This is a genomic window from Streptomyces hydrogenans, assembly GCF_014656075.1.
In the GTDB taxonomy this organism is placed as follows: Bacteria; Actinomycetota; Actinomycetes; order Streptomycetales; family Streptomycetaceae; genus Streptomyces; species Streptomyces hydrogenans.
In genome coordinates this window covers 1-2,630 of sequence record NZ_BNBS01000270.1, presented here as the reverse complement: position 1 = coordinate 2,630, position 2,630 = coordinate 1, and the positions used below count along the sequence as shown (strand labels likewise).

The following is a 2,630-nucleotide window of genomic DNA, read 5'->3' as shown; positions in this document are numbered from 1 at the left end:
GCCCGGGACGGGGAGATCCCGTCCTGGGCGCCGCCGTGCCCGGATCCGCCGGTGGGGGACGGTCAGTTCAGCCAGAGGTCGCGGACGTGGGCGACCGGGTCGCCCTCGACACGGCTCTCGGTGTCCCAGACCCGGGTGGCGCGGGTGCCGGCGGCGTAGCGGGGCCAGGAGGCGCCGGGGTCCTGGTCCTTGACGAAGGCGACCCAGGCGCGGTGGACGGCGTCGGCGAGGGCCTGCGGCGGGGTGGCGCCGGCGACATCGGGGACGCCCTCCGCGTCGAGGAGGTCGAAGGCGAAGGGCAGGTCCAGGCAGTGCGGGGCGAGGCCGAGGAGCGGTGAGCGCCAGGCGAACTCGTAGAGCCAGGTGGGGCGTTCGCGGGCGGCGCGGGCGTCCGCGACGGCGAGGTTCGGCGCCCGGAACATGACGTCGGTGAGCGCCTGCCCGAAGAGGGCCCCCTCGGGGGCGGCGGGGTAGGCGGCGGTGAACTCGCCCGCGCGCGCCGGGTCGAGGCCGAACGCGCCGAGGAGGACCGGCAGCGGCACGCCCTCGGGGCCGGGGATCATGGAGAACTCGTCGGCGGTGAAGCCCAGCATCAGCGGGACGTCGGCGCCCGCGTCGCCGGTGGTCAGCGCCTCGGCGGGCGGTACGGGGATGAGCTCGCCGTCCGCGAAGGGGGCGAGGGCCAGCATGGGGGGCAGCCCCTCGCGGTCGGGTCCGTCCTCGGCGAGCCGGTCCTGGAGGGCCAGGATCTCGTCGTCGCCCAGGTCGCGCAGGGCCGCGGCGGTGGCGGGGAGACCGGTGCGGGCGGTGAGCAGGCGGGAGGCGGCGCGGGCGGCCTCGGGGCCGTCGGGGCGCAGCAGGGCGCCGGAGACGGCGAGCGCGCCGCGGAAGAGGCCCCGGGCGGAGGGCACGGACAGCAGGGTGAGGACGGCGCCGCCGCCGGCGGACTGGCCCGCGACGGTGACCTTGGCGGGGTCGCCGCCGAAGGAGGCGATGTTGTCGCGGACCCATTCCAGGGCGGCGATCCAGTCGCGGACGCCACGGTTGTCGGGGGCGTCCTCCAGGTGCAGGAAGCCCTCGATGCCGAGCCGGTAGCCGAGGGAGACGAGGACGACCCCGTCGCGGTTGAAGGCGGCGCCGTCGTACCAGGGGCTGGCGGCGGAGCCCGCGACGTAGCCGCCGCCGTGGATCCAGACGAGGACCGGGAGGCCCTCGGCGGGGGCGGTGTCCGGGGTGAAGACGTTCAGGTTGAGGACGCCGGCGCCCGGGACGCTGGGCTCGGGGATGGTGGTGACCTCGGCGAAGGGGCGGCGCTGGGCGGTGGGGCCGTAGGCGGTGGCGTCGAGCGGCTCGGTCCACGGCTCGGGCGGCTCGGGGGCGGCGAAGCGCAGGTCGCCGACGGGCGGCTCGGCGTACGGGATGCCGAGGAAGCGGGAGCTGCCGTCGGCGCGGCGCTCGCCGCGGACGGGACCGCGGGTGGTGGTGACGAGGGGGCCGGTGGAGGTCATCGGAGGCGGCTCCTGAGGTGCGCGGGCCGGTGCGGCGGCCGGTGGGTGACAGCGTCAGCGTCCGGCGCCCGGCTTATTTGCGTCAAGGGCTGAAATAAAGAAGGTGACGCGAGTCACTGACACGAGTCACCACCCTAGCGTCCGGATCCCGCCCGGCGCCCCGGCGCCCCGGGCCGCTGACGCCCGCACCCGCCCTCGGGCAGAATCCTGGGGTGCGTACCGCCCCCGAGACCCCCGCCGACGTGCGCCGGCACAACCTCGCCCGCGTGCTCCGGCACCTCTCCGACCACGGCCCCTGCTCGCGCGGCGAGGCCGCCGCCGCCACCGGGCTGGCCCACGGCTCCCTCACCGCCCTCACGGCCGACCTCGTGGGCCGGGGCCTCGTCCGGGAGGCCGGCCTCGTCCCCGGCGGCGGTCGCGGGCGGCCCCGCCGGCACCTGGAGACCGTGCCGGACCGGGTGGTGTCCGTGGCGGTCCGGGTCACCCGCGAACGGCTCCACCTCGCCGTCGCCGACCTCGCCGGACGGCTCGGCCACCGCTCCGACGTCGCCCACAGCACCCCGGACGGCGATCCCGGCGCCCTCGCGGACGCGCTGGCCGCCGCCGTACGGGAGACCGCCGACGCGGCCCGGGACGCGCACCCCGGAGCCCATCTCGCCGGGACCTTCCTCGCCGTGCCCGGACCCGTCACCGCCGGTGGCCGGGTGTTCTCCACCGACTTCGGCTGGCCGGGCCCCGTGGACCTCGGCGCCCTGCTCCGCGACCGGCTCGGGGAGGCCGCCGGGCCGGTGACCCTCGCCAACGACGCCAACCTCGCCGCCCTCGCCGAGTACCGCGCGCTCACCGTCCTGCGCGGGGCGCCGCCGCGCTCCCTCGCGTACCTCAAGGCCGACGTCGGCGTCGGCGGCGGGCTCGTCGTCGACGGCCGGATCGAGGCCGGCGGCCACGGCGTCGCGGGCGAACCCGGCCACATGCCGGTCGCCTTCGACGGGCCGCCCTGCCCCTGCGGCGGGCGCGGCTGCCTCGCGCTCTACCTCGGCCCCGAGGCGCTCACCGACGCGGCCGGCCTCGGCGGGCTGCGCGCCGACCGGGGCACCGAGGCCGCCGTCGCCGCGCTCGGCC

The 2,630-nt window shown here is 78.2% G+C and carries 2 protein-coding genes; one reads left to right on the top strand and one right to left on the bottom strand.

The window, feature by feature from the left end; genetic code table 11:
- Window positions 1-62: 62 nt before the first annotated feature.
- Window positions 63-1,508 (bottom strand): carboxylesterase/lipase family protein, encoded by a 1,446-nt coding sequence (locus IE321_RS41285; RefSeq protein WP_190226754.1) that lies wholly within the window; start codon window positions 1,506-1,508, stop codon window positions 63-65.
- A 212-nt stretch (window positions 1,509-1,720) separates the two neighbouring features.
- Between IE321_RS41285 and IE321_RS41280 the strand changes: the two genes are divergently transcribed.
- On the top strand, window positions 1,721-2,630 hold a 910-nt coding region (locus IE321_RS41280), incomplete at its 3' end, for an ROK family transcriptional regulator (RefSeq protein WP_190226753.1).